This is a genomic window from Candidatus Rokuibacteriota bacterium, assembly GCA_016209385.1.
Classification (GTDB): domain Bacteria; phylum Methylomirabilota; class Methylomirabilia; order Rokubacteriales; family CSP1-6; genus JACQWB01.
In genome coordinates this window covers 1-20,005 of sequence record JACQWB010000280.1, presented here as the reverse complement: position 1 = coordinate 20,005, position 20,005 = coordinate 1, and the positions used below count along the sequence as shown (strand labels likewise).

General features: G+C 68.1%; 20 protein-coding genes. 17 read left to right on the top strand and 3 right to left on the bottom strand.

From position 1 onward, the window contains the following. Positions 1-385 (top strand): carbohydrate ABC transporter permease (locus HY726_21380; protein ID MBI4611551.1); only part of this gene is annotated, 385 nt, incomplete at its 5' end. Here the strand turns inward: HY726_21380 and HY726_21375 are convergent. From HY726_21375 to HY726_21365, 3 genes are all read right to left on the bottom strand, one after another. Continuing rightward, positions 349-1,449 (bottom strand): BrnA antitoxin family protein, encoded by a 1,101-nt coding sequence (locus HY726_21375; protein MBI4611550.1) that lies wholly within the window; start codon positions 1,447-1,449, stop codon positions 349-351. The two genes, HY726_21380 and HY726_21375, sit on opposite strands and share 37 nt — an antisense overlap. After that, positions 1,433-1,708 carry a BrnT family toxin gene (locus tag HY726_21370; protein MBI4611549.1) on the bottom strand — a complete coding sequence of 92 codons (276 nt, stop codon included), beginning with the start codon at positions 1,706-1,708 and terminating at the stop codon, positions 1,433-1,435. The genes HY726_21375 and HY726_21370 overlap by 17 nt, the downstream gene beginning before the upstream one ends. Positions 1,709-1,999: 291 nt before the next feature. After that, positions 2,000-2,536 carry a hypothetical protein gene (locus HY726_21365; protein ID MBI4611548.1) on the bottom strand — a complete coding sequence of 179 codons (537 nt, stop codon included), beginning with the start codon at positions 2,534-2,536 and terminating at the stop codon, positions 2,000-2,002. A 265-nt stretch (positions 2,537-2,801) separates the two neighbouring features. Here HY726_21365 and HY726_21360 point away from each other — a divergent pair, with 265 nt between their 5' ends. From HY726_21360 to trpD, 16 genes are all read left to right on the top strand, one after another. After that, positions 2,802-5,381, top strand: coding sequence for a DEAD/DEAH box helicase (locus HY726_21360; protein MBI4611547.1), 2,580 nt, complete (start codon positions 2,802-2,804; stop codon positions 5,379-5,381). Between the two features lie 7 nt (positions 5,382-5,388). Next, positions 5,389-5,883 carry a hypothetical protein gene (locus HY726_21355; GenBank protein ID MBI4611546.1) on the top strand — a complete coding sequence of 165 codons (495 nt, stop codon included), beginning with the start codon at positions 5,389-5,391 and terminating at the stop codon, positions 5,881-5,883. Positions 5,884-5,937: 54 nt separating this feature from the next. Continuing rightward, positions 5,938-6,942, top strand: coding sequence for a D-cysteine desulfhydrase family protein (locus tag HY726_21350; GenBank protein MBI4611545.1), 1,005 nt, complete (start codon positions 5,938-5,940; stop codon positions 6,940-6,942). A gap of 5 nt (positions 6,943-6,947) precedes the next feature. Then, a complete protein-coding gene (locus HY726_21345; protein ID MBI4611544.1) occupies positions 6,948-7,805 on the top strand; it encodes an alpha/beta fold hydrolase in 858 nt (285 codons plus the stop codon). Positions 7,806-7,841: 36 nt separating this feature from the next. Continuing rightward, positions 7,842-8,153: a hypothetical protein gene (locus HY726_21340; GenBank protein ID MBI4611543.1), complete on the top strand. Its 312-nt coding sequence runs from the start codon at positions 7,842-7,844 to the stop codon at positions 8,151-8,153. A 40-nt stretch (positions 8,154-8,193) separates the two neighbouring features. Beyond that, entirely contained in the window at positions 8,194-8,511 is a 318-nt protein-coding gene (locus HY726_21335; GenBank protein MBI4611542.1) for a sulfurtransferase, read from the top strand. Next, positions 8,511-9,281, top strand: coding sequence for an enoyl-CoA hydratase/isomerase family protein (locus HY726_21330; GenBank protein ID MBI4611541.1), 771 nt, complete (start codon positions 8,511-8,513; stop codon positions 9,279-9,281). Before HY726_21335 ends, HY726_21330 begins: the two co-directional genes overlap by 1 nt. Positions 9,282-9,611: 330 nt before the next feature. Then, positions 9,612-10,343 carry an HAD family hydrolase gene (locus tag HY726_21325; protein MBI4611540.1) on the top strand — a complete coding sequence of 244 codons (732 nt, stop codon included), beginning with the start codon at positions 9,612-9,614 and terminating at the stop codon, positions 10,341-10,343. Positions 10,344-10,401: 58 nt separating this feature from the next. After that, positions 10,402-10,920 carry an adenine phosphoribosyltransferase gene (locus tag HY726_21320; protein MBI4611539.1) on the top strand — a complete coding sequence of 173 codons (519 nt, stop codon included), beginning with the start codon at positions 10,402-10,404 and terminating at the stop codon, positions 10,918-10,920. Positions 10,921-10,939: 19 nt separating this feature from the next. Beyond that, positions 10,940-11,512, top strand: a complete 573-nt coding sequence (locus HY726_21315) for a hypothetical protein (protein MBI4611538.1) — start codon at positions 10,940-10,942, stop codon at positions 11,510-11,512. 46 nt (positions 11,513-11,558) lie between these two features. After that, positions 11,559-12,416, top strand: a complete 858-nt coding sequence (locus HY726_21310) for a 3-hydroxybutyryl-CoA dehydrogenase (protein ID MBI4611537.1) — start codon at positions 11,559-11,561, stop codon at positions 12,414-12,416. Between the two features lie 10 nt (positions 12,417-12,426). Continuing rightward, a complete protein-coding gene (locus HY726_21305) occupies positions 12,427-13,872 on the top strand; it encodes a gamma-aminobutyrate dehydratase (GenBank protein ID MBI4611536.1) in 1,446 nt (481 codons plus the stop codon). 261 nt (positions 13,873-14,133) lie between these two features. After that, positions 14,134-14,505, top strand: a complete 372-nt coding sequence (locus HY726_21300) for a retroviral-like aspartic protease (GenBank protein MBI4611535.1) — start codon at positions 14,134-14,136, stop codon at positions 14,503-14,505. Positions 14,506-14,509: 4 nt separating this feature from the next. Beyond that, positions 14,510-15,661, top strand: a complete 1,152-nt coding sequence (locus HY726_21295) for an acyl-CoA dehydrogenase family protein (GenBank protein MBI4611534.1) — start codon at positions 14,510-14,512, stop codon at positions 15,659-15,661. A gap of 212 nt (positions 15,662-15,873) precedes the next feature. After that, positions 15,874-18,936 (top strand): GAF domain-containing protein, encoded by a 3,063-nt coding sequence (locus tag HY726_21290; GenBank protein MBI4611533.1) that lies wholly within the window; start codon positions 15,874-15,876, stop codon positions 18,934-18,936. Positions 18,937-18,944: 8 nt separating this feature from the next. Next, positions 18,945-20,003 carry an anthranilate phosphoribosyltransferase gene (trpD, locus tag HY726_21285; protein ID MBI4611532.1) on the top strand — a complete coding sequence of 353 codons (1,059 nt, stop codon included), beginning with the start codon at positions 18,945-18,947 and terminating at the stop codon, positions 20,001-20,003. Positions 20,004-20,005: the final 2 nt, after the last annotated feature.

Genomic DNA, 20,005 nt, shown 5'->3' with positions numbered 1-20,005 from the left:
CGTGCCGTTCTGCACCTGGCTCCTCATGGGGTACTTCCGGACGGTCCCGAAGGAGGTGGAGGAGTGCGCCATGGTGGACGGCGCGACGCGGATCCAGGCCTTGCTGCGGATCGTGCTCCCGATCGCGATCCCCGGCCTCGTCTGCGCCATCCTCTTCGCCTTCACGCTCTCCTGGAACGAGTTCATCTACGCGCTGACCTTCACCTCGTCCTCCGATGAGATCACGGCCCGGGTCGGCGTGACGAGCGAGCTGATCCGGGGGGACATCTACTTCTGGGGCTCCCTGATGGCGGGCGCGGTGCTGGGCTCGGTCCCGATCGTGATCCTCTACGTCTTCTTCCTCGACTATTACGTCTCCGGCCTCACCTCCGGCGCCCTGAAGTAACGGCGTCCGCGTGTTTGTGATGGCCCCACCTCAATCAGCTTGGCAATCGTCGAGAGGCCCCAATTAATTAGCTGTAGTTGCGCCTGGATAAGGTGGCGGCGAAGTAGCGGCTCGAAGGCCTTGCGTCTCTCGGCTCGCTCTTTGTGACCATGAGCGAAGTGGTCGCGATGCAGGTTGACAATAACCAGGTAAAGAGGCAAAGCATCCTGGTTCAGTTTACCGACTTCGTCGAGCGTTCTCCCCTTGAACCGGCCTTTCTTTATCTCGCGCAACCACTGGTCGCCGGATAGCTTGGCGTCCTTCCAGCCGGCATTCGGACCGCGTAGGTTTCCTTCGAATTGGGAAAATGGGGAGCCGTTGCCTCTTTCCCTCAAGAGCCGGTGAACGAAGAAGACTGCGCTGACCAATCGAAAGGACACGGATGCCGAGTGCATATTGCCGAAGGCTTCTCCTAGTCTCGGGTCGTCTCCGAAGCACGGCGGCTCTGTTCTTTCGAAGAGAATCCTTCGCCATTCATCTTGCGCGATTGACGTCACCTGCTTGTCGAGACCTTTACCCCGCCGCTCCTTCAGGCCGCTCACAGTAGAAATGAGGGAACCGACGAGCAACTGAAACGGCTCTCTGAACTCATCGTCATCGCTCCGAAGGCCCTCGTCGAACCAGGATGAGTTCTTTACCCGACGTGCGGTTTCCCACGCTTCGGAAATGACGGTGGCATAAGGATTGGTGCGGGCGAGTTCAAGGCTTTCTGGGTCAGGGCCGACGCCTCGCGCCGAATACTCCGCGATACGTTCCGAGATGCGGGAGATAAAGCTTTCGTCTTTCAACAGATTCTCCGCAAGAGTCGGGCGACTTTTAAAGACGTACTCGCGAAGCGCCTGGTTGATCTGGGTCTGGTAGGGCTGGGCACCCGGCTCGGTGGCTCTTTTCTTGAAGAAGTCCAGAACATCTAGGTCGACCATGATTGTGATCCTCACTTTGGTATAGCGCGCGCGTTCTTTCAGGGGAGGAAGCTTACGGAAAACGCCACGCTTGGCCTTGGAGAAGTCATATTCCTTCTTCATAGCTCTTGACCTCACGCCGGGTGGCGCGTCGGGACGATATGATGCGAATTGACTCACCGCGCTCGGTGAACGCCGTTACCAGGATCCGGCCGCGCCGGGATGCGCCGAGGCGTATGAACCGCTCTTCGTAGCCGGAGTGCCCCTCGTCCGGTCGCTCGAGCCCTGAAGGATCGTAGAACGTGTCCGCGGCCTCATCGAAGTCCACTCCGTGTTTCCGGATGTTGATTTCTTCCTTTGCGTGGTCCCACTCGAATCGCACGTGTTATTATATGCATTGTATGCATATAAGTCAAGACGCCGAGATATCAAGGTTCAGAAGCGGGGAAAGGAGCCGTGAATCTTTGTTGGCTCAGAGAGTTGAGCGACAACCGTTACCCAGGCACGTCGACCCTCAGCGCGCCGTGGGAACGGGGAAGTCTGGCGCGAGGCGCAGGGTATCCGCGATCTTGGTGAAGCCGTTGAAGAGCTGGATCACCTCGAGGGCCTCCAGCACGGCCCGCTCCGAGGCGCCGAGCCGGCGCATCTCCCGGAGATGCCCCCTCCGAGGTTTCTAGAGCACCCAGAGAAGCGGGCGGCCGGTCAGGGTCTCCGCCTTCCAGAAGCCGGTTCCGCTGAGCCAGCCGAGAGCCTCATCAGGGTCCGGTGTTCGCAGGAGCGCCAGCGTCTGCCCGTCCTCGAAGAAGCCGCCGAACGCGAGGCGTCCGGCGCCCCGCAGCTCGATCAGCGCAAAAGTCGCCATGTCCGGCTCCGAGGCAGTTCCCTCGGCGATCGTCGCCTTCCGCGAGCCGTCGGTGACCAGTGGCGGGAGCTCCCAGGGCTCCACGAACTGCGCGAACGTCCGCAGCCGGTAGCCGGTCCAGGCGCCGTTGGCGTAGTACGGGTCTTCCTCGATGAGGGCCGTGATCTGGCCCGGCTCGGCGACGCGGTAGAAGAGGTCGGCGGTGCGCCCGTCGGGCGCCGGACCGCCGCCGATCACGACCCCCTGGGCCCTGAGCCGGAGGAACCGCTCCAGGTGGCTCTGCCTGTGCGGCGCCCGGCGCTCGACGTAGTCGGGCGCTGTCGTGATCGCGGCGTGGTAGACGATCATCCGGGCAGGATTCTAGCATGCCGCCACTCCCCGGTCGCGAAAACGCGCGGATCGCCGACAAACCTGGCGCTCGGCGCGTTTTTCCCGCTGGCGGGGCCGTGGTACGCTGAAGGCGAACAGGAGGGAGCCGATTCTCACCGATATCCTGCCCGCGGAGCTGGAGGCAGCCTACCGCGCCGGCCAGCTCGGCACCGAGGCCCTTGACCTCTACCGGAGCTTCGCCGCCCGCTACCCGTTTCGCCTGGACGACTTTCAGGTACGCGCGGTGCGCGTGATCCTGGAGGGGAAATCGGTGATCGTGTCGGCGCCGACCGGCGCGGGCAAGACGCTGATCGCCGAGTTCGCCATCCACCAGGCTCTCGCCCGCCACCAGCGGATCGCGTACACCACGCCGCTCAAGGCCCTCTCCAACCAGAAGTACGCCGACTTCTGCCGGCAGTTCGGCGTGGCCGAGGTCGGGATCCTCACCGGTGACGTGAAGGTCAACCCGCGCGCGCCAGTCCTCGTGATGACGACCGAAATCCTCCGCAACATGTTCTACGCCGGCGGGCTCGACGGCCTGGCGGTCGTGGTGCTCGACGAGTGCCACTACATGGGGGACGCGGGGCGCGGCACGGTCTGGGAGGAGATCATCGTCAACGCCCCGAAGGACGTGGCGCTCGTCGCCCTCTCGGCGACGGTGGCGAACATCGCCGAGATCGCCGACTGGATCTCGCTCGTCCACCGCCCCGTGGTCCCGATCACCCACCCGGAACGCCCGGTGCCGCTCCAGTACCTCGCCGCCGGCCCGTCGGGAGAGATCCATGCTTTCGAGGCCGTCCGAGAGGGAAGGGGCAGGCTCTTCGCCGAGGAGGGCGGGCAGGCGTGGCGCGGGCGCGACGGGTCGGACCGCGGTGGCGGTCCGCGCTGGTACCCGCGCCGCGTCGCCGACCCCACGGTCCTGGTCGAGGAGCTGGAGGGGCGGGGGTGGCTCCCCGCCCTCTACTTCATCTTCAGCCGCGCCGGGTGCGAGCGGGCCCTCGAGGCGTACCTGGCCGAGGGCAAACCGCTGCTCAGGCGTGACCAGCAGCGCGAGGTGGACGGCGCCGTCAAGGAGGCCATCCAGGAGAGCCCCACGATGGCCGAATCGCCGGTGAACCAGACGATCTTCCAGGCGCTCGGGATGGGCGTGGGGCTCCATCACGCGGGCGTCCTGCCCAGCGTGAAGCGGCTGGTCGAGCTCCTCTTCGAGCGGGGGCTCTGCCGCGTGGTCTTCGCCACCGAGACCATGAGCCTCGGCATCCACATGCCGGCCAAGAGCGTCGTCCTCCAGGGACTGACCAAGCGCACCGATCGCGGCTTCCGCGGCCTCAGCCACAACGAGCTCACCCAGATGGCCGGGCGCGCCGGCCGCCGCGGGATCGACCCCGAGGGGAAGTGCGTCCTCGCCCTGGACAGCCGGGACAGCGTGGACGACGCGGTCAGGATCGTGGATGGTCCCTCCGAGCCGGTGGAGAGCCAGTTCCGCCTCGGCTACGGCTCGGTGGCGCTGCTGCTGGCGACGCGGAGCGAGCCTACCACGATCCGCCGGGTCGTCGAATCTTCCTTCGGCCAGTACCAGAACCTCAAAGGCATCCGGGCGCTCGAGGCCGAGGTCGGCGCGCTCGAGGCGACCCTGGCCGAGGCGCGCGCCTACCGCGCCCCGTGCGGCGACTTCTCCCGGATCGGCCGGTACCGGGCCCTGCGGCGCGAGGTCGAGGCTCGCCGGCCGGGCGGGCACCCAGGCCGAAGGCCTAGGTCGGCTGCGGGCGCGGGTGCCGGTCGTGGCCGCCGCGGCGAGGGCGCGCTCGCCGGGGCCGAGCCGGGTCGCCTGGTGCTGCTCCGCCGGCGGGGCGGTGGGAGCCTCGGCGCCATCCTTTCTGTCCACTCGGTCCGGGGCCGTCGCTTCCTCGTGGACGCGCTCCTGCCCCACGGCTCGGTGGTCCGGGTGAAGTCGGGCAACATCAAGCGGATCTTCTGGGCCACGCCGCCGCTCCACCTCCCGCGCGACTGGCGCCAGCGGCAGAACGGCGTCCTGGCCCAGCTCGCGAAGCTCTCGCTCACCGAGCTCCTCGATCGCGAAGACGCCCAGGGGCCCGAGGCCCAGCTCGCCGCCATCGAGTGCCACCGCTGTCCGTGGGATGCTCAGCCCCGGTGCGATCAGGCGTGGAAGGGAATCGAGAAGCTCGAGACCAGGCTCGGCCAGCGGACCGAGGTCCTGAACGCGCTCAGGGACTCTTACTGGCAGGAATTCTGCCGGGTCGTGGAGGTGCTGGAGCGCTTCGGCGCAGTCAGTGACGGCCAGCTCGGCGCCAAGGGGCGGCTCGTCGCTGCCCTGCGCCACGACAACGAGCTCATGGTCGCCGAGGTGGTCCACCGCGGCATCCTGGCCGATTCCACCCTCGCCGAGGCAGCGGCGCTCTGCTCCTGCTTGATCGAGGAAGCCCGCTCGGGCGACGGCGTGGTCGCGCGGCGCTTTCTGAAGAAGCGTCCCCGCCTCAGGAAGAAGCTCCACCAGCTCGAGGCGGTCGCGGAGGCGATCGTAGAGGCGCAGCGCGCCCACCGCCTGCCGCTTGCGTGCGGCGTGCACACGGGTTTCATGCCCGCCATCTTCCGGTGGGCCTCTGGCGACGACGACTGGGCCGCGATCGTGGAGGAGGACTTCGGCGGCCACGAGGGCGACCTGATCCGGGCCTTCCGCCGGCTGATCGATCTGCTCCGCCAGCTCGCGGAGGCGCCGGAGGTGCCGGTACCGCTCGCGACGCTCCTGGGTCAGGCCGCCCGCGTCATCGACCGCGGCATCGTCCTCGAGTCCGCGTTGATCTGAGGCGGCGGTGACCGTTCGTGGCGCGGTCTCGGGCGTGGCGCTCGCGTCCCTCATCCTCGGTGGCTGCGGGTTCACCCTCGACCACCGCGTCGCGGAAGGACCGGAGGCGACGCGGATCTGGCAGCTCCGCGTCGCCAAGGCCATCGGACGCTGGCCGAGCTTCGACGAGACGGTTAGCTTCGAGGACCAGCTCGACCGGAGGGTCCGCGCCTACCTGGAGAGCCACCCCGCCGTGGTCGGCTCACCCCGGGGGCCGAACCTTCGCTTCTGGCGCCGCGTCTCGGTCGGGATGACGAAAGCGGAGGTCCTCCTCCTCCTCGGTCCGCCCGAGGAGACCACGACGGACCACGCGCGGATGGAGGCGGCGGCGCGGCGATTCTGGCCCGAGGTGCAGAAGCGGGCCAGAGAGCTCTGGTCCTACCCCGGCGGCTGGTCCCTCTACTTCGACGGCGACGAGCTGGCGGAGCTGACCGTCTATCGCCGTCAGTTCCTCCAGGAGTAGATCGGCGCGAGACCATTGCCAGAAGGCCCGCTCGCCTGAGAAGATGAGGGAGCCATGAGCAGTCCGAAGCTCCCGCCGCGCGTGGACTTGGCCCTCCTGCCGACGCCCCTCCTGAAGCTCGAGCGCCTCTCGGCGCGCTTGGGGATCGAGCTCTACGTGAAGCGCGACGACCTCACCGGCCTCCTCGAGAGCGGCAACAAGGTGCGGAAGCTCGAGTTCCTGGTGGGGGAAGCCCTCCAGCAGGGCGCCGACACCCTGATCACCTGCGGGACCCTCCAGTCCAACTGCTGCCGGGCCGTGTCGGCGGTCGCCGCCCGGCTGGGGCTCAGGGCGCTCCTCGCCGTCAAGGGCGAGCGACCGTCGACGTACGACGGCAATTTGCTGCTCGACAGGCTCCTCGGGGCCGAGGTGGTGTACTGTTCCGAGGCCGAGTTCCGGCAGATCGACCGGGTCTTCGACCGCCTCGTCGCCGAGGTGGAGGCGCGGGGCGGCCGGCCCTACATCATCCCGGAGAGCGGCGCGACAGAGGTGGGCGCGCTGGGCTACACCGCCTGTGCCCACGAGCTGGCCGAGCAGATCCGCCACGGCGCTCCGGCCTTCGACACGGTGGTGATCACGGCCTTCAGCGGCGGCAGCCAGGCGGGTCTCCTCATGGGGAAGCAGATGAGCGGGTTGTCGGCCGAAGTCGTGGGGATCCCCATCGCGTACCCGGCGGACCAGGTTCGGGATTACGTCGCCGCCACCATCCGGAAGGCCGCCGCTGGCTTCGGCCTGGCCGTGGAGCCGCCGAAGACGGTCCATCTCCTGGACGGCTATCAGGGGCTGGGCCGCGGTCAGAGCCGAGACGAGGAGCTGGCGACGATCGTCAGCCTGGCCCGGGAGGAGGGCATCGTCCTGGATCCGGTCTATACGGCGAAGGCGTTCCTGGGACTCCTGGATCACCTCCGCCGCGACCCGAAGGAGTTCGGGAGCCGCGTCTGCTTCATCCACACGGGAGGCATCTTCAGCCTGTTTCCGTTCCGGGATGCGCTCTCCCGCTTGCTCGATCGCGAGTCCTGAGCGGCATGCCCGAGATTACGCTGAGGGGCGGGGAACTGGACGGCCTCAGGCTCTACTACCTGGCGGAGGGGAGCGGACTGCCTGTCGTCCTGGTTCACGGTCTCGGCGGCTTTGCCGAGAGCTGGCGTCACAACCTTGGAGCCCTGGGCCACAAGGCCTCGGTGTACGCGCTGGACCTGCCCGGGTTCGGCCAGTCCAGCAAGCCGCTGGGGGGCTACGCGCTCGGCTTCTTCGTCGAGGTGCTCGAGCAGTTCCGGGCTGCGCTGGGGCTCGCCCGACTTACGCTGGTCGGTCATTCCCTGGGTGGCGCTGTCGCGGCAGCCTACGCGGTGAGCCATCCCGCCAAGGTAGATCGCCTGAGCTTCATCGCGGCCGTCATCCCCGGCTTCGACTACCGCCCCTCGTGGGTCTACGGGCTGCTCGCCGCGCGCGGCGTCGGCGAGGTCATGGCCCGATTGCTCTGGCCGGGCTTGCTCCGGGCGGCGCTCGCACGCTGCTTCGCCGAGCCCGTTCCCGCGGAGGTGGACTTCCTCGTCCAGCGCGGTCATGCGGCCCGGGCCACCGCGGCGGGGCAGGCGGCCTTCCTGTCCGCGCTCCGGGAGGCGCGGGACGACTTTCGCCGGGACGCTGAGCGCTACCGGCGGGCGCTCTCGGCGCTCGACCTGCCGGTGCTCGCGATCCACGGGTGTCAGGATCGCGTCGTGCCCCTTGCTCACGCCGAAACGGTCGCGCGGTCGCTGCCGCGGGCGGCACTCAGGGTGCTGGACCGCTGCGGCCATTTCCCCCAGATCGAGCACGCCTCCACCGTCAACGAGTGGCTCGGCGAGTTCATCGCCTCCGTCCCCATCGCCGCGGACGGGTGAGCGTTGCCTGCGCGCTCCTGAAGGAGGGAGGTCGGAATGGAGGAGGCTGAGCGCGTTTCGCGCGTGCAGCGGATTCACCGGACGAGGCGCGAACAGCTGGCCAACGAGCTGCTCCGCTGCGGGTGGATCCTCCTCGGGATGAAGGACGGCTCCTTCATTCTCGGGCAGATCACGAAGCTCGTTTGCCCGCGATGCCAGTCCGCGATCGAGTACGACAAGGTCAAGATCGACGACGACGGCTGGCACAAGATCGACTGCGCGAGCTGTGGGGCGTCCGGCCTCCCCCGGGGCGTGAGCTTCGACGAGTACTTCATAGACAAGCTCATCACGGACAAGGACCTGTGGTGACCGGCGCGCGTCCCAGTCGGGCGTGAGCGGGGAGGGCTCGGTGGAGGAGATCACGGCGCAGGCCCTCAAGGCCCGGCTGGAGGGGAAAGAGCCGCTGGTGCTGCTCGACGTGCGCCAGGGCTGGGAGCTTCAACTCTGCCGCCTGCCCGGCGCGGTTCACATCCCGATCGAGGAGATCGAGTTCCGGACCGAGGAGCTGAACCCCGAGGACGACATCGTGGTCTTCTGTCATCAGGGGATCCGGAGCGCCGCGGTCGCGCACTACCTCCGCGGGCTGGGGTTCAGGAAGGCGGTAAACCTGGCGGGCGGCCTCGACCTGTGGGCGCAGACGGTGGACCCGAGCATGCGGAGGTATTGATGGAACCAGTGCTGCTGGTCGAAAGCCGGGACTCGATCGCCTGGCTCAGGCTGAACCGCCCGCCGCTGAACCTCTTCGTCCCCAACCTGATCGAGGTCCTCGGCGAAACTTTCCGCGGCCTGGCCCGCAACCAGTCGGTCCGCCTGGCGGTCATCAGCGGGTCGGGACGCGCGTTCTCGGCAGGCGTGGACGTCAAAATCCTGCGTGACCTTGACGTGGCGTCGGCCAAGCGCTTCATCGCCGCGCTCCACGACACCATCCGTGCTGTCCACGAGGCTCCGTTTCCGGTGATCGCCATGCTGCACGGCTACTGCCTCGGTGGCGCCTTCGAGCTGGCCATGGCCTGTGACCTCAGGACTGCCTCGACCGGATGCCGGCTCGGGCTTCCCGAAATCAAGGTCGGAGTCCCGTCGGTGATCGAGGCGGCGCTGATGCCTGCGCTCATCGGTCCCGGGCGGGCCGCCGAGTACCTCCTGACCGGAGAGCTGATCAGCGCCGACCAGGCCCTGCAGTGGGGCCTGCTGAACCGCCTCGCCGAGCCCGAGCAGCTCGAGGCGGTGACGCGCGAGCTGGCGGGGAAGATCCTGAGCTGCGCGCCGACAGCGGTGAGGCTTCAGAAGGAGCTGCTGATCCGCTGGCGGAAGACCGATCTGGCCACCGCGATCCAGTACGGGATCAACGCCTTCGCCACCACCTACACGACCGGCGAGCCGCGCGAGGCCATGACGGCCTTCCTCGAAAAGCGCGCGCCACGCTTCCCCGATGCTTGACCCTCAGGGCCGGCGGATCCTGTCATCGGCTCGGCCCGTCCGTCCTCGCCCGCCTCGCGCCGGCTGGCGATCTGCCCGAGCGAGCCATGCCGAGAGGCGGTCGGGACCCATCGTGAGCGAGCCGGTCGGGGAAGCCCGATCGCACACCCCGGGTACGCGGCTGGTCGCCGGCCGTGGATGGGACGTTCTGGGGCGGATCGCGCGCAATGGAGGCGCATCCGGAGGGACCCCGGCCGGGCGAGCCCGGGTACCCGCGCCGGAGGCGTGGGTGCGGTGACCGCCGAAGGCGAGCGAGCGACGGGCAGACCCGGCCGGCGTAGGGTGTGGGGGATGATTCACGCGGTGACGTTCGACTTCTGGCAGACGCTCCTTGCCGACACCCCCGAGAACCTGGCGCGCGCCACGGCCCTCCGCCTCGACGGGGTGAAGGCCGTGCTCGACCAGAGCGGATACGCCGTGGCCCGCGAGGCGCTGGAGGCGGCCTACGAAGCTTCCGGCCAGCGGCTCGCCGGGGTCTGGCGTGAGCACCGGGACCTCCCGTACCGGGAGCAGGTCGCGCTCTTCCTGGACCTGGTGTCGCCAGGGCTCGCGGGACGGCTTCCGTTCGGCCGCTTCGAAGAGGCCGCTCGGGCTTACATCGCCCCGGTCCTCAGCTACCCGCCGCTGCCATCGCCGGGAGCCATCGAGAGCGTGAACGCGCTCGCGAGTCTGGGGGTCGTCCTCGCCGTAGTCTCCAACACCGGCCGGACTCCCGGGGTGATACTCCGCCAGGTGCTTACCCGCTTCGGCCTCCTCGACCGCTTCCGCGTGACCAGCTTTTCGGATGAGGTCGGCCTTAGAAAGCCCGATCCAGAGATCTTCAGGTTGACCCTGGCGCGGGTTGGCGTGGAGCCCCGCCATGCCGTCCACGTGGGTGACACGCCGGGCGAGGACATCGCGGGCGCGCGCGCCGCCGGCATGCGCGCTATCCACTTTGCCGCCGACGGACGGCCGGCGTCGGACGCAGACCTCGTCGTTCACGACCTCGCCGCCCTCCCCGCCGCCCTCGCTACCCTCCGCTGATCGGACGGTTTTCGGTTGCGCCGCAGGAGCGGCGGGCGGTATCATTCCGGCCGTGGAGCTGGCGGAGCTCAAGGCGAAGATCCGGGAGATCAAGGACTTCCCGACGGAGGGGGTCCTCTTCAAGGACATCACTACCCTCCTCAAGGACGCCGGCGCCTTCCGGTACGTCATCGATCGCCTCGCCGAGAAGTACCAGCGGGCGCGTGTGGACCTGGTCGTGGCGATCGAGTCGCGCGGGTTCATCTTCGGCGGGGCGCTGGCGCACGAGCTCAAGGCCGGGTTCGTTCCCGTGCGGAAGCTCGGCAAGCTTCCCGGCAAGACGATCGAGGTGGAGTACGAGCTGGAGTACGGGCGGGACGCCCACGCGATCCACGCGGACGCGATCCAGCCGGGGCAGCGGGTGCTGGCGGTGGACGATCTCCTGGCGACGGGCGGGACCATGTCGGCCACCCTCCGCCTGATCGAGCAGCTCGGTGGCCAGGTCGTGGGCGTCGCATTCCTGATCGAGCTGGCCTTCCTCCACGGTCGGGAGAAGCTCAAGAACTACCCGCTCCATTCCCTCATCGCCTACGACTGACAGGGGTTTCCGCGCAGCGTTGGAACCGATCACGCCGTTCGCCTTCGATCCCGCCGCCGCCGTCCGCTTCGTGGATGCCTGCTGGTTCTCGCACGACGGGCAGTGGTTCCTGAAGGTGAACGATCGCTTCGGCCTCGAGACCGCGATGGAGCTCAACGAGGCGGCGGTCCACGCCATGGGGAAGATCGAGGCGCGGCGGATCCGCGAGCTGACCGGTATCGGCGCGGTCGAAGACTGCGTGGGCTTCGCGCGCTACATGGAGACCTTCTGGGGGCTCCGCGGCATGCCCCGGGGCCAGGGGTTGGTGTACGGCGGGGCAATGCGGGTCCTCTCCGCCGACGCCGATCACGTGGAGCTGGCCTTCTCCCGCTGCCTCCTCGCCGAGATGGCCACCGCCGCGAAGATGGGCGGCATGGGGGTCGGGAACTTCCCGGGCTGCCGCGGCTTCCGTCGCCGGATCCACGGCTGGGGGGCCGTCCTCTCCGCGCAGTACGACTTCGTCGACGAGGAGCGCCCCGGCGAGCCCGAGAGCGGCGTGGTCTGCTGCCATCGGATCACCCGGGTGCCGAGACAGGCCTCGCCTTCGGGGTGAGGGGAGCACGGCGAAGCCGGGCGACGCCAAGCGAGGGATCTGAGACATGGCCATCAAGACAGTCGGCGTGGTCGGCTGCGGCCTGATGGGCTCCGGGATCACGCAGGTCTCGGCCCAGGCCGGCTTCCCGACCGTGGTAGTCGAGGCCAACCAGGAGCTCCTGGACAAGGGTCTCGGCGGCCTGCACAAGACGTTGGACGGGCTCGTCGCCAAGGCCAAGCTCGAGGTCAGGGAGAAGGACGCGATCCTCGCGCGGATCACCGGGAGCATGCGCCTCGAGGACCTGAACGCGTGCGACCTCGTCGTCGAGGCGATCACCGAGAACCAGCAGCTCAAGAACGAGACCTTCGCCAGGCTGGACAGGATCTGCCCGCCCCACGCGCTCCTGGCCTCGAACACCTCCTCCTGCAACATCACGGCGATGGCGGCTGCCACCAAGCGGCCGTCGCAGGTGCTGGGCCTTCACTTCTTCAACCCGGTCCCGCTGATGAAGCTGGTGGAAGTGGTGCGGACGATCCTGACGGACGAGGCGAGCGTCAGAGCGGCGTGGGCCTGGGTCCAGGCGATCGGGAAGGTTCCGGTCGCGGCCAGGGACGCGACCGGCTTCATCGTGAACCGCCTCCTGGTCCCCTATCTCCTCGAAGCCGTCCGCGTCTACGAGTCCGGGCTCGCGTCGCTCGAGGACATCGACCAGGCCATGAAGCTCGGCTGTGGCTACCCGATGGGACCGTTCACGCTCCTGGACCTGGTGGGGCTCGACACCACCCTCTACGTGGCTGAGGTGATGTTCGAGGAGTTCAGGGAGGCGCGCTTCGCGCCGCCGCCCCTCCTGAAGCGGATGGTGGCCGCCGGCTACCTCGGACGGAAGAGCGGCCGCGGCTTCTACGATTACAGCCAGAAGTAGGGGGGACGCGATGCCGCTCAGGACCGCCGAGCAGTACCTCGAGAGCCTCCGCGACGGCCGCACGGTCTACTACCGGGGCGAGCGCGTTGCCGATGTCACGACCCACGCGGAGCTCGGGATTGGCGCCCGCCACTGCGCCATCGACTACGCCCTCGCCGACGACCCTCACCACCGCGACCTTGTCCGCGTCACGGAAGCCGGGCAGACCGTCAACCGGTTCTACAAGATTCCCCGGAACGCCGACGACCTCCTGCGCCGGCGCGAGCTGATCGCGGGCACGACCTATGCCGGGCGGGCGATCATCCAGCTCATCCGCGAGATCGGGACCGACTTCCTCTTCGCCCACGCCATCATCAGCCACGCCCTGCAGGAGAAGCTGAAGGCTCCGTACTACGAGCGGCTCCAGGCTTACCACCGCCACGTGGCGGACAACGACCTGGCGATGGCGGTTGCCCAGACCGACGTCAAGGGGGACCGGAGCCGGGGCCCGCGGGAGCAGGAGCACCCCGACTACTACCTCCGGATCGTGGATCGCCAGAAGGACGGGATCGTCATCCGGGGCTGCAAGGCCCACACGACCAGCTCGATCTACGCCAACGAGATCATCGCCATCCCCACCCGGGCGCTCGGCGACGGCGACACCGACTACGCTGTCGCGGTCGCGGTCCCTGCCAGCACCCGGGGGCTCCGCTTCATCGTGAGCCCGCTCTCGGGCGGCGGCGGGTCGGCCTTCCACGCGCCGATCTCGTCGCGCCACAAGATCTACGACACGCTCACCGTCTTCGACGACGTCTTCGTGCCTTCGGAGCGGGTCTTCCTGTGCGGCGAGACGCCCTACGCGGGCGCGCTGGCCCTCGGCTTTGTCGAGTTCCACCGCTTCACCGCCGTCTCCTACAAGCTCCCGCTCATGGACCTGATGATCGGCGCGGCGATGCTGATGGCGGAGGCGAACGGAATCGAGACGGCGTCCCACGTCAGGGAGAAACTCTCGCGCCTTATCTCCTATCGGGAGACCGTGCGCTCCTTGACGGTCGCGGCGGCCCACGAGTGCAAGGTGAAAGGGCCAGGCGTGGCCGTGCCCGACACCACGATCACGAACATCGCCAAGCAGTACTTCGCCGAGAACTACCACGCGATGGTGCAACGGGTGCAGGACATCGCCGGCGGGCTCCTGGTCACCGGGCCCGGCGAGGAGGATCTGGCTAACCCCGAGACCAAGGCCGATGTGGAGAAGTACCTGGGCGGGCGGAAGGGCGTCGGGGCCCACAATCGCCTGAAGCTGTTCAACCTGATCCGCGATCTGATGGCCTCCGATTTCGGCGGCTACCACGAGCTGCTGGCGATCCACGCGGAAGGATCGCTGGAGGCGCAGAAGATCACCATCCTCCGCGGCTTCGACGCGGCGGCCTGCCGGGCGTTCGCGGCCGAGTGCGCGGGCCTGGAGCTTTCAGCGTAGGTGTTCACGTGGCCCTGGAAGGCCTTGCGAAACAGCTTTTTGACGAAATCAAGTACAGGAACAAGTTTCCACCGCGCCAGGCCGCTGAAATAAAAAAGAACGAGCTCGCGTTCCGGGGTCTTGCCAGAGCACGGCGCCACGTACAAAGAAGTATTAGAGGCGGCGAATCGCGCGGAGGCCGACGCTAAACAGACTCGGAATGTAGTACAGGTTGCCACTACTTGAGCGAAGAGCAGGGGCGACGCTGGCTTGGAGCTGTAGATGGGGTTGATTTATAAAACGGTACGGCTGACGGGCTCTCGGGCAGAGCTGGAAGTGAAGGCGCTTTTCGACACCGGGAGTTCCCGGTGCTTCGTGAGTCGGGAGGTGGCCCAGTCTGTATCCGACCTGTTTTCTGTGCCGATTCCTCTGGAAATCGAAACGGCGACGGCTGTGACCCACGCACAGGAGGCGGTCCATGTGGCGCTATGGCTCGACGGCCACCCACTCCAGTGGGTCTTCTACGTGGTCGACGGTCTCACCGAGTCTGCGATCGTGGGCGCAGATTTTCTCCAAATCTGGAAGATCAAGCTCGATCCGGAACACGAGACTCTGATTCTGGACCCCAACGCTCTGAAGTTGAAGCTCGTGTAGCGACATGCGGGACCTCTATTACCTGAGCGACGACCAGCGCGCGGTGCGCGATCTGGCGCGGCAGCTCGCGCGGGAACGGATCGCGCCGGCCGCCGCCCACTACGACGAGACCGAGACGTATCCGGACGAGCCGATGCGACTGCTCGCCGAGCAGGGGCTCATGGGAATCTGGGTTCCGGAGGAGCACGGGGGCGCGGGGATGGGAGCCCTGGCGCTCTGCCTGGTCGTCGAGGAGATCGCCTGGGCGTGCGCGGCGACCGCGACGAACTACCTGGCGACCCCGCTCGGGGGATACCCGATCCTCCTGGCCGGGACCGAGGAGCAGAAGAAGCGCTACCTGCCGCGGCTCGCCGCGGGGGAGATCCTCGCGGCGTACTCGCTCTCCGAACCCGGCGCGGGGTCTGATGCGGCGTCGCTGCAAACTCAGGCGGCGCGCCGGGGCGACAGGTACGTCCTGAACGGGACGAAGCTCTGGTGCTCGAACGGTGACCACGCCGGCGTGATCACGCTCTTCGCGACGGTGGATCGGTCCCAAGGTGCCAGGGGCGTGACGGCGTTCCTCGTCGAGCCGAGCTTCCCGGGGTTCACCATCGGCAAGAAAGAGAAGAAGATGGGGATCCGGGCCTCCCCGACGGTCGCGATCCACCTCACCGACTGTGAGGTGCCGGTGGAGAACCGGCTCGGCGGGGAAGGGGAGGGGTTCAAGATCGCGATGCAGACTCTCGACTATACCCGACCGCCGACCGGCGCGATTGCCCTCGGGATCGCCCAGGCCGCGCTCGATGCGGCGCTCGCGTATGCCAAGGAGCGGAAGCAGTTCGGCCAGCCGATCGCCTCGTTCCAGGGGATCCAGTTCATGCTCTCCGACATGGCGATCGCCGTCCACGCCTCCCGGCTCCTGATCCACCACGTGGCCCAGCTCGTGGACCGGGGCGCGAGCCGGGTCATTCTCGAAGCCTCGATGGCCAAGTGTTTCGCGGCGGACACGGCCATGCGGGTGACGACGGATGCCGTCCAGATCTTCGGCGGCTACGGCTACACGCGCGAGTACCCCGTGGAGCGCTTCATGCGGGACGCCAAGATCACCCAGATCTACGAGGGGACCAACCAGATCCAGCGCCTCGTCATCGCCCGCGAGCTGCTCGGCCCTGGTTAACCGTTGGGCGTGGGGGAAGGCTGCGGGTGGCCGATGCGCCTGAGGAATCGAACCGTGGACCCTGCAGGGTACCGCCTTCGGTTGAGCCGCCGAGACTGCCGGACAGAGGCGCGGTGATGGACGCTGGTCCGAGCGACAGGGCGCGTGCGGGTGCCGCAAGGCACCGGCCACTTCGGGGCTACGCCGTCGCGGTACTGACGGTTGCGGTCTGTATGCTGCTGGCGTGGATGCTCGGTATCCTCTACCCGCAGACGAGCCGGCACCTGTTTGCCATCTTTGTCATCGCTGTAATGATCAGCGCGTGGTATGGCCTGGGTCCAGGCCTGCTCGCAACCTTTCTCTCAACCCTGCTCAGCGAGTACTTCCTCCTGCCGCCGACTTACTCCTTTGGGATTGCAGCCGCGGAGGATTTACTTCTGCTGAGCGTGTTCGCGATTGTGGCGGTGGCCGTCAGCGTGCTCGTCGCCGCCCGCCGCAGAGCGGAAGCCGGCCTGCGTGCCGTTTTGGATGAGCTGGAAGCGAGAGTCGAGGACCGAACGAGCGATCTTATCGGCGCCAAGGCAACGCTCGAGGAAGAGGTCATCCGGCGCAAGCGGCTGCACGAGCGATTTCAGAGCCTGACCAGGCTGACCCAGGCCCTGACGGCGTCCCTCGAACTGCCTGAGGTGCTCGACCGCGTGGTCCGGGCCGCCAGCGACCTCCTCCCCGGCTCCTCGGCCCGCATCTGGGTCCTCGAGGGAGATCGCCTGCATCTCCGGTCGGAGTGGGGCATCCGCGGTGCTCACGGCTCAGGGCGGAAGACAGAATTCGCCTTGGGCGAGGGGCTCGCCGGCCACGTGGCGATGGCGCGCGAGCCGCTTGTGGTTGAGGATGTGGTGGCGGACCCGCGGATCGTCAACGTGACGTGGCTTCGCGAACAGGGGTTTGTTTCCGGCGTGTACGTCCCGCTCCTGGTGCGCGAGTGGCTCGTCGGCGTGCTCGTCCTCTTCACCCGAGACCGTTACCGCTTCAGCGCCGAAGACCTCGAAGTGCTCACGTCGTTCGGCACCCAGGCCGCCATCGCCATCGAGAACGCCCGCCTCTACGCCTCGGCGCAGGAACGGCTGAGAGAGACGGAGGTGCTGCTGTCGGTGAGCCGGGCGCTGGCGTCCACGCTCGATCTCGAGGCGCTCCTCCGCCACTTCCTCCGCCAGGTGGCTCGAACCATCGACGCCGACTCGGTGGGCGCGTGGCTGGTGGACCCGGACACGGGCCAGCTCGAGCCGGCGGTGGGCTACCACGTGCCCCCGTGTCTCCTGGAAGTGTTGCGGAAGGCTCGGGTCGATCCCCGCGAGAGCGCCTTCCACGCCGAGGGGCTCGCCGCCCGGCGCGTGGTCGTCTCGAGCAACGTGCCCGAAGACCCGCGGATCCCCGAGCCCATGAAGGCGATCGCGCCGCATCAAGTCCAGCTCTTCGCTCCGATCGCGGCCAGGGATCAGGTGCTCGGCGCCTTCATCGCGGTGTGGTGGGAGCGAACGCGGGCATTCACCGACGCCGAGCTGGCCCTCGTCGAGGCGATGGGCAACCAGGCCGGGATCGCCGTGGAGAATGCCCGCCTCTTCCAGGAGCACCAGCGAAAGGTGGAAGAGCTGTCGGTCCTCTACGAGGTTTCCCGGGCCGTGACCGGCCAGCTCGACGTCGCTCATCTCCTGGAGGCCGTCCGCCGGCAGGTGGGACGGGTGCTGGACGCTCGAAACATGGTGATCCTTCTCTACGAGGAGGCCCGCCGGGAGTTCGAGGTCGCGCTGAGGATGCGCGACGGCGAGCCCGACCCGAACCCCACCCGCCGGTACCCGCTGGGGTACGGACTGATGAGCCGGGTGATCGGGCGGCGTCAGGCGATCCGGACTGCCGACTATCTGGAGACCTGTCGCCGGGAGGGTGTGGATCCGGTCTCCGCCTCGCTCCGCTTCCCCTACTGGCTCGGAGTTCCGATGGTCGCCGGCGACCGCGTCGTCGGCGTGCTGGCGCTCAGGAGCGTGGTGCAGCCGTTCACCGAGTCGGACCAGCGGCTGCTGGCCAACATCGCCGGCCTGGCCGCCCTGGCCATCCGGAGCGCCCGGCTCTTCGAGGAGCGCACGCGGGCCTACGACGAGCTGGCTGCCGCCCAGGACCAGCTCATCAGGACCGAGAAGCTGCGGGCGCTGGGCGAGATGGCCTCCGGGGTCGCTCACGACTTCAACAACCTCCTCACCTCGATCCTGGGACGTACCCAGCTCCTCTCCAGGAGGGTCGAGGACCCCACGCTCCGCGAGTGGCTTCAGGTAATCGAGCAGGCGGCCCTCGACGGGGCCCAGACCGTCCGGCGGATCCAGGAGTTCACGCGCGTCCGCCGCGACCAGCCCTACGTGTCGGTGGACCTGAACCAAGTGGTCGAGGATGCCCTCGAGGTTACCCGGCCGCGCTGGCCCGAGGAGCCTCACAGCCGGGGGACGACGGTTCAGGTCGTCACGGCGCTCGCCCCTATTCCGCCGGTGTCGGGCGATCCGGCCGAGCTCCGGGAAGCCCTCACGAACCTGATCCTGAACGCGGTGGACGCGATGCCCGAGGGAGGGAGGCTCTCGCTGACCACCGAGGCCGCGGGCGAGCGCGTGGTTGTCACGGTGAGCGACACCGGCGTCGGGATGCCTCCGGACGTCCAGCGCCGGATCTTCGACCCCTTCTTCACCACGAAGGGGCCGCTGGGCACCGGCCTCGGGCTGTCGATGACCTACGGGATCGTCACCCGCCACGGCGGCGAGATTTCGGTCGGGAGCTCGGCGGGAGAAGGCTCCACCTTCCGGCTGTCCTTTCCCGCGAGCCGGGCGCTGCCGACCGAGGCCGCGACGCCACCCGCGTCATCCCCCACAGCGGCGTTGCGTTGCCTCGTTGTGGACGACGAGCCGCTGGTGCGCGAGGTGCTCAGCGATCTCCTCTCCCAGGGCGGTCACGAGGTCGTGTTGGTCGCCGACGGGGCCGAGGCGATCGCACGCTGCCGGGCCGAGCCCTTCGACCTCGTCCTCACCGATCTGGCGATGCCGGGGGTGAGCGGCTTGCAGGTCGCGCGGGCCGTCAAGGATCACGATCCTGCGGTTCCGGTGTTCGTGATCACCGGGTGGGGCGTGGAGTATTCGCCCGAAGAGCTCAAGGTCCACGGCGTGGATAAGGTTCTCCCCAAACCCGTCAAGCTCGACGATGTTCTCGCGGCCGTGGCCGCCTGCGGGCCGCGCAAGGCGAGGAAGGAGGATGTCGCATGACCAGCCCCATCATCACCGAGGCTGTGCGGGCGCTCGTGGAGCGGAAGGATCTGACGCGCATCGAGGCGGCGGCGGCCATGGAAGCGATCATGTCGGGAGCCGCCACCAACGCCCAGATTGCCGCCTTCCTCACCGCGCTCCGGATGAAGGGCGAGACGGTGGAAGAGTTGATCGGCTTCGCCCAGGTGATGCGCCAGAAGGCTGTGCGCGTGCGGACGCGCGGGGAAGAGGTCGCGGCGCTGACGGGAACGGACCGCGAGATGCTCATCGACACGTGCGGGACTGGGGGCGACGCTGCCGGCACGTTCAACGTCTCGACGGCCACGGCCTTCGTGGTGGCGGGGGCCGGGCTCAAGGTCGCCAAGCACGGGAACCGGTCGGTTTCGTCCCTCTGCGGGTCGGCCGACGTCGTCGAGACGCTGGGGATCAACCTGGAGCTGTCGCCGGCAAAGGTGGCGCGCTGCATCGACGAGGGGGGAATCGGCTTCCTGTACGCGCCGCTCCTCCACACGGCGATGAAGCACGTGATGGCGGCTCGCCGGGAGATGGGCATCCGGACCGTGTTCAACATGCTCGGACCCCTGACGAACCCCGCCAATGCCAACGCCCAGGTGGTCGGCGTGTACTCGCTCGCGCTGATCGAGCCGCTGGCCCGGGTGCTCGCTGAGCTCGGGACGATCCGGGCCTTCGTGGTCCACGGCGCCGATGGCCTGGACGAGATCTCCACGACCGGGGACAGCTCGATCGCAGAGGTGCGCGAAGGCGTCGTGCGGAGCTATACGGTCCGCCCCGAGGACTTCGGGCTCGGCCGGGCCTCGATTCGTGAGCTCCAGGGGGGGGACCGGGAAGAGAACGCCCAGATCATCCGCGGGATCCTCAAGGGGGGGGCTGGGCCCAAGCGCGACATCGTGCTGATGAACGCGGCCGCGGCGCTGGTCGTCGGGGGAAAAGCGAAGGATCTCAAGGAAGGCGTCGCGCTGGCCGGCCACTCGATCGACTCAGGATCAGCGCGTGCCAAGCTGGAAGCGCTGATCGTCCTCTCCCAGCGGCTCGCCCAGGAGAAATAGGG